Annotated in this window: 4 protein-coding genes and 1 pseudogene; 3 read left to right on the top strand and 2 right to left on the bottom strand. The window is 69.0% G+C overall.

The genetic code is table 11. The features are described 5' to 3' along the window. The first annotated feature begins 558 nt into the window (after positions 1-558). Complete coding sequence (uvrA, locus tag ACZ6B8_RS26690; protein WP_471608907.1) at positions 559-3,045, top strand: excinuclease ABC subunit UvrA; 2,487 nt, start codon at positions 559-561, stop codon at positions 3,043-3,045. 72 nt (positions 3,046-3,117) lie between these two features. Here uvrA and ACZ6B8_RS26685 read toward each other — a convergent pair. Together ACZ6B8_RS26685 and ACZ6B8_RS26680 are read right to left on the bottom strand one after the other, a co-directional pair. Further along, positions 3,118-3,292, bottom strand: a pseudogene (locus ACZ6B8_RS26685) (carbohydrate ABC transporter permease); the annotation flags it as partial. A gap of 536 nt (positions 3,293-3,828) precedes the next feature. Continuing rightward, positions 3,829-4,398, bottom strand: coding sequence for a TetR/AcrR family transcriptional regulator (locus ACZ6B8_RS26680; protein ID WP_471070733.1), 570 nt, complete (start codon positions 4,396-4,398; stop codon positions 3,829-3,831). A 212-nt stretch (positions 4,399-4,610) separates the two neighbouring features. Between ACZ6B8_RS26680 and ACZ6B8_RS26675 the strand changes: the two genes are divergently transcribed. Further along, positions 4,611-5,210 (top strand): DUF4389 domain-containing protein, encoded by a 600-nt coding sequence (locus ACZ6B8_RS26675; protein ID WP_471608906.1) that lies wholly within the window; start codon positions 4,611-4,613, stop codon positions 5,208-5,210. Positions 5,211-5,474: 264 nt separating this feature from the next. Further along, entirely contained in the window at positions 5,475-5,786 is a 312-nt protein-coding gene (locus ACZ6B8_RS26670; RefSeq protein ID WP_471070740.1) for a hypothetical protein, read from the top strand. Positions 5,787-6,000: the final 214 nt, after the last annotated feature.

The following is a 6,000-nucleotide window of genomic DNA, read 5'->3' as shown; positions in this document are numbered from 1 at the left end:
GCCGCACAACCGGCTTTGGGCAGGGACGTCGTGCAGGAATAGTGACACGCCCACCACCCCGACACCAAGACCCCCCGAAAGTGACGTAAATCACCGACAAAGATACTTGTGCGAGGAAGACACACACCCCACCACCCCACACCCCCAACCGCACACCAAATAGGGAGCCCACCCGAAAACGCCTCCGGGCCAGGCCCGACCGGGGCCTCCACCAGCCAGCAGGAGCGGAGCACACCAGCCGGCAAGATCACCGCCTGCCACCGCCGGAGCAGACGCCGAGAAAAAGGGGGGGCCACCAGCACCGCCAGCACCATTAAGTCCTGTCTCTCGGATCAGCTTGCGCACCAGACAAAGACGCCCGCGCAGCGCAGTGTGCCCAGGTAGCCGACGGCTCGCCATTCCGGTTCCTGCGTGGCAGGTTCTCGTCGGCTGCGTTACACGTCGGCGCCCGCGCCGCGCGAGGGGTTCGCGTCCAGGACCCGTCCCCACGGAGTGATCATCCGTGGCAAATGCGGTAACTCCTGGGACCGGCGTGGCCGGGCAGGGTAACGACGAGCCGTGAAGAACGACGCGACCGACCCCTTCGTACACGTCCGGGGCGCCGGCGAGAACAACCTGAGGAATGTCGATGTCGACGTCCCTCGCAACGCGATGGTCGCCTTCACCGGAGTCTCCGGTTCGGGCAAGTCCTCGCTCGCCTTCGGCACGCTCTACGCCGAGGCCCAGCGCCGGTATTTCGAGTCCGTCGCGCCGTACGCCCGCCGACTGCTCCAGCAGGTCGGCGCACCGCATGTGGAGGAGATCACCGGGCTACCACCGGCGGTGGCGCTGCAGCAGCGGCGCGGGACGGCCAGCTCGCGGTCGACCGTCGGCACCCTCACGACACTGTCCAACCTGCTGCGGATGCTCTACTCGCGCGCCGGCACCTACCCGGCCGGCGCCACCCGGCTGGAGGCCGAGGCGTTCTCACCGAACACCGCGGCCGGCGCCTGCCCACGATGCCATGGGCTGGGTGTCGTGCACGACGTCACCGAGGACCTGCTCGTCCCGGACACGTCGCTGAGCATCCGCGACGGTGCGATCGCGGCCTGGCCCGGCGCCTGGCAGGGCGCCAACCTGCGCAGCATCGTGAGCAATCTGGGTATCGACATCGACAGGCCGTGGCGCAGGCTCAAGAAGAAGGACCGGGACTGGCTGCTCTACACCGACGAGCAGCCGTCCGTCCTCATCGAGCCGGAGCCCGGCCGCGTCGACTACGGCTACTACGGCAAGTTCTGGAGCGCCCGCGCACACGTCATGCATGTCCTCGCCGACTCCAAGAGCGAACGGATGCGCGACCGGGCGATGCGATACGTCCGCAGCGTGCCCTGCCCGCTGTGCCACGGCAGCGGCCTGCGGCCGGAGGCCTTGGAGGTCACCTTCGCCCACCGCTCCATCGCCGAGCTCAATGCGATGCCGCTCACCGAGGTCGTCGCGCTGCTGCGGCCCTTTGCCGAGCTGTCCGGGGCGGCGGCCGCCACCTCCACCGCGCTGTCCGGGGAGACGACCGAGGTCGCGGTCCGGATCTGCACGGACGTGGTCGCGCGCATCGAGGTGCTGCTCGACCTCGGCCTGGGATACCTCGGTCTCGGGCGCCGCTCGACGACGCTGTCGCCCGGCGAGGCCCAGCGCCTGCGGATCGCGACCCAGCTGCGCTCGGGGTTGTTCGGTGTCGTCTACGTACTCGACGAGCCCTCCGCCGGCCTGCACCCCGCTGACGCGGAACCGCTGCTGGACGTGCTGGACCGCCTCAAGGAGGCGGGCAATTCGCTCTTCGTGGTGGAGCACGACATGGACGTGGTGCGGCGGGCGGACTGGGTGGTCGACATCGGCCCCGGTGCGGGCGAGGGCGGCGGCCGGGTGCTGTACTCCGGCCCGGTCCCCGGCCTGGAACAGGTCGAGGAGTCAGCCACCAGCAGCTACCTGTTCGGGCGCGCCCAGCCGCTCAGCCACCGCCCCCGGAAGCCGCAGGGATGGCTGCACCTGCGTGGCGTGTCCCGCAACAACCTGCGCGAGGTGTCCCTCGACGTACCGCTCTGCGTCCTGACGGCGGTGACCGGGGTGTCCGGATCCGGGAAGTCGACGCTGGTCACGCAGGTGCTCGGCGAGGTCGTGCGCAGCCATCTCGGGCAGGCGCACGAAGAGCCCGAGGGGCCCGACGAGCCCGGCCGGGCGGAGCTCGAGGTCGAAGTGCGGGACTCGTCGGGGCTCGAATCGTTCGACCGGCTGGTCCGGGTCGACCAGCGGCCCATCGGCCGTACACCGCGTTCCAACCTGGCCACGTACACGGGCATGTTCGACGCGGTGCGCAGGCTGTACGCGGCGACCGACGAGGCGAAGGCGCGCGGCTACCCGGCGGGACGATTCTCCTTCAACGTCCCCGAGGGGCGGTGCGAGACCTGCCAGGGCGAAGGGTTCGTCGCGGTCGAGCTGCTGTTCCTGCCCGGCACCTACGCGCCGTGCCCGGACTGCCGGGGCGCGCGGTACAACGCAGAGACGCTCGAGGTGACCTATCACGGCAAGAACATCGCGGACGTTCTGGCGATGTCCGTCGACGACGCCGTCGGCTTCCTCGCCGACGTCCCGGCCGCCTTCCGGAGCCTTGAGACGCTCCGGGAGGTGGGGCTCGGGTATCTGCGGCTGGGCCAGCCTGCTACGGAACTGAGTGGTGGCGAAGCCCAGCGCATCAAGCTGGCGACCGAGCTGCAACGGGCCCGCCGCGGCCACGCGCTCTACCTGCTCGACGAGCCGACCGCCGGGCTCCATCCGGCGGACATCGCGCTGCTGCTGCGGCAGCTGCACCGGCTCGTCGACGCCGGAAACACCGTCGTGCTCGTCGAGCACGACCTGGACACCATCGCCACCGCCGACTGGGTCATCGACCTGGGTCCGGGCGGCGGGGACGAGGGCGGCCGGGTGGTCGCCACCGGCTCCCCCGCCAAGGTCGCCAAGGCCAAACGCAGCGCAACCGCGCCCTATCTCGCGCGAAGGCTCGCGCGTTCCTGAGCGGGGCGCCGGACGTGGCCCAGGGCGCATGAGGCGCTGACAGTCGGCTGCCGGCTGCCGGCTGCCGGCTCGAAGGGTCGGCAGGACCACGAGGATCACCCCGGCGGATACGGCTTCCCAGCGCGCTCCGAAGGTCCCTTTGAGGCGGAACAGCGCCATGGAGATGGCCCCCCATGCCCTCGGACGGCATGTAGAGGAAGGGGATGTAGAAGTCGTTGTACGCCCTGATGCCCTTGACTATGCCGACCGGTCAGGGCCGCCGCCGCGGCAAGAAGCTCACACACGCGGTCGCGGCATCCGGACGCGTCTCGCCCACCCGGTGCGCGTCCAGCAGCTGCAATCCGCTCCCGGCGATGGCTGCCCTGATCTCGGTCAAGGTGCAGGCGCGTTGCACATGGATCTCGTTCGGGGTCCCGGGCGGCCCGCGGCCCAGGACGCGCACCCGCCGCATGCACGCTCCGCCCGCCCGCTGTCCGCTGCCCTCTCCCGACCGGGTGACCATGTCGCAGACCGCATGACCGCCCGGTTCTTGGGCATGCCCGAACGCGGCGAGGGTGGTGCGCAGCCCGGATGGTGCGAGCGGATAGTTCAGGGTGTCGAACTGACAGGTGAGCAGGGGGAGCCGCTGCGGCAGCCCGTATCACCGATCGCACGGCGGATCCAGCATGCAGCCATGATCAGCTCCTGGTCTGCTGGCGCCGTGGTCCGACCGTGCTGCCGTCCGTACCTGGGCGACCTGGTGTAACTCGCCCGTGGGGGACGGGAGTTGCCGCTCGGACGGGATCAGGATCCGTGACGGGCCCGTTCGAGGCCGTCGAGGATCAGATCGAGCCCGAACAGGAATTCGTTGTCGCGGTCGTAGTGCGGCTGAAGCAGGTGTTCCGAGGTCGTTTCCTGAAGCGAAAACCCGTAGATATAGCTGTCCAGGACGGACACCACGTGGGCGGTCGACTCGGTCGAGAAGCCTGCCTGTCGGAGCGTTCCGATCACTCCGTCGTGGTGGCGCGAGGTCGCGGGGCCGGGGGTGGCCCGCGACTCCATGAGGCCCGTCGCCCAGGGATGGCGCGACATGACCGTGCGGGCCGAGATGGCCCGGCGGCGCATGGCTGTCCGCCAGTCCGTCTCGTCGACCGGCAGGTCGATCTCGGCGAAAACGCTGTCGATCATGCCGTCGAGCAGGTCCACCTTGTTCGCCACATGGCGGTACAACGACATGGCCTCGACTCCGAGTTCCACACCGAGCTTGCGCATGGTGAGCGAAGCGATCCCGCTCGCGTCGGCGAGGGCGACGGCTGTCCGCAACACCCGGTCCCGGGTCAGCGGCGGCCGGGCTGCGGGATCCGGGTGGCTCATCGGCGTCCTCCAGCCCCAGCCCTATGCCTTGACGTGCTTACGGCGTAGCGTACGACTTACAAAGTAAGCTTACGTTGTAAGGGTTCGATCATCGTGTCCGAGCAGCGCAGAGTGAAGGGCCCTTCCCGGGCGGTAGGTCGCCCGCGGGTCACGCGTGCGGCGGCGCGCAGTCGCCGCGCTCATCCGTGCAGTGCCGTCCAAAGGAGGGCACCATGACACTGGTCACTCCCTACCCCACTCAACTCGGCCTCGAGAGCACACCTCGCATCGCCCGCTGGCGACCGCTCGTACAGTGGCTCCTCGCTCTCCCGCAACTGCTGATCGCCTACACACTCAGCATGTTGCGCGCGGTGCTGACCTTCATCGCCTTCTTCACCGTGCTGTTCACCCGCCGCATCCCGCGCCCACTCTTCGACGCGATCGCCATGACCTTCCGCTACGAGTGGCGCGCCACGAGTTACGCGCTGTTCCTGCGCGCCGACTACCCGCCCTTCGACTTCCAGTCCGCCTCCGGCGACGACGGTCTTGACCCGCACACCCTCGTCACGTTCGCCTACCCCGAACGGATGTCACGGTGGCAGCCCCTGGTCAAATGGCTGCTCGCCGTCCCGCACTACCTGGCGCTTTTCCTGCTGAGCTTTGCAGCGATGGCCGCCGTGACCGCGGGCTTCATCGCCGTGCTCATCACCGGCGAATACCCCCTGGGTATCCGCGACTTCGTCGTGGGCGTCTACCGCTACAACCTCCGTGTACAGGCCTACGTCGGTCTGCTCACGGACAGCTACCCGCCCTTCAGTCTGCAGGCCGGCTGACCCAGCGGCCCGCCAGGCTCCGGAGGGAGCGACGCATGCACGGGGCTCCGGCACCGACCGACCGACCGCTACCACTCCCCCGCACGTCCCGTCGGCGGCTCCGCCGCTGGGACGCCTCGGAACGTACCCGGTGCGAGCTTTCACTGCGCGGCTCGACCACACGCTGGAACACACGCCGGTGATGATCGCGGATCTTCGTAGCTTCTCCACGCAGCCGTTTCGGCGTGGCAGCCGCACTTGCGGCGAAGACGAGAGGGGAATCTGATGGGCCTGTTCGGCGGTCCACCGAGAGACATCAAGGAACTCCGCAAGGAAATAGAAAACTGCCGCGTTCTGTGGGGCAGTATGCCCAACGCGCCCGTGCAGATGCGGCAGTACGCGCTGGAGAACGCCCCCGTCGACCTGCGCGCCAAGGTGGTGTCCGCACAGCGGGCGGGTCACCTTGCCGAGGCCATGGAAGTCATCAGTACGGCACGAGAAGCATCCCCGAAGGCTTCGCCGTCTGAAATGTCGTGGGCGCAACTCTTGAGTTACGCGGAGACAGGCCAACGGCCACCTCCAAGCGTCGCGACCTGATCCGATAACGCTGAGTACCGGCCGCTCCGACGAAGCCGTGGGGGTGACTGCACCGGCCCGGGGCCCAGCGCCCCGGGTCTCGACCTCCGCAACGCAGAACCAACAAGCAGGGCACCGCCTGCAATGACCGTGCCCACCGCGCCCGACCTGGAGCATCGATGTCGGCACGCCACCTACTCCGCCTTCAACAGCTGCCGTTGGACCCGTCGCCCTA

The organism is Streptomyces sp. NPDC041122 (assembly GCF_055592445.1).
The sequence above is the reverse complement of the archived record's forward strand: the minus strand, read 5'-3'. Positions and strand labels throughout refer to the sequence as shown.

Coding starts and splice junctions, on each gene's coding strand:
- ACZ6B8_RS26670 (WP_471070740.1), top strand. CDS start 5,475: ATGGGCCTGTTCGGCGGTCCACCGAGAGACATCAAGGAACTCCGCAAG.
- ACZ6B8_RS26675 (WP_471608906.1), top strand. CDS start 4,611: ATGACACTGGTCACTCCCTACCCCACTCAACTCGGCCTCGAGAGCACA.
- ACZ6B8_RS26680 (WP_471070733.1), bottom strand. CDS start 4,398: ATGAGCCACCCGGATCCCGCAGCCCGGCCGCCGCTGACCCGGGACCGG.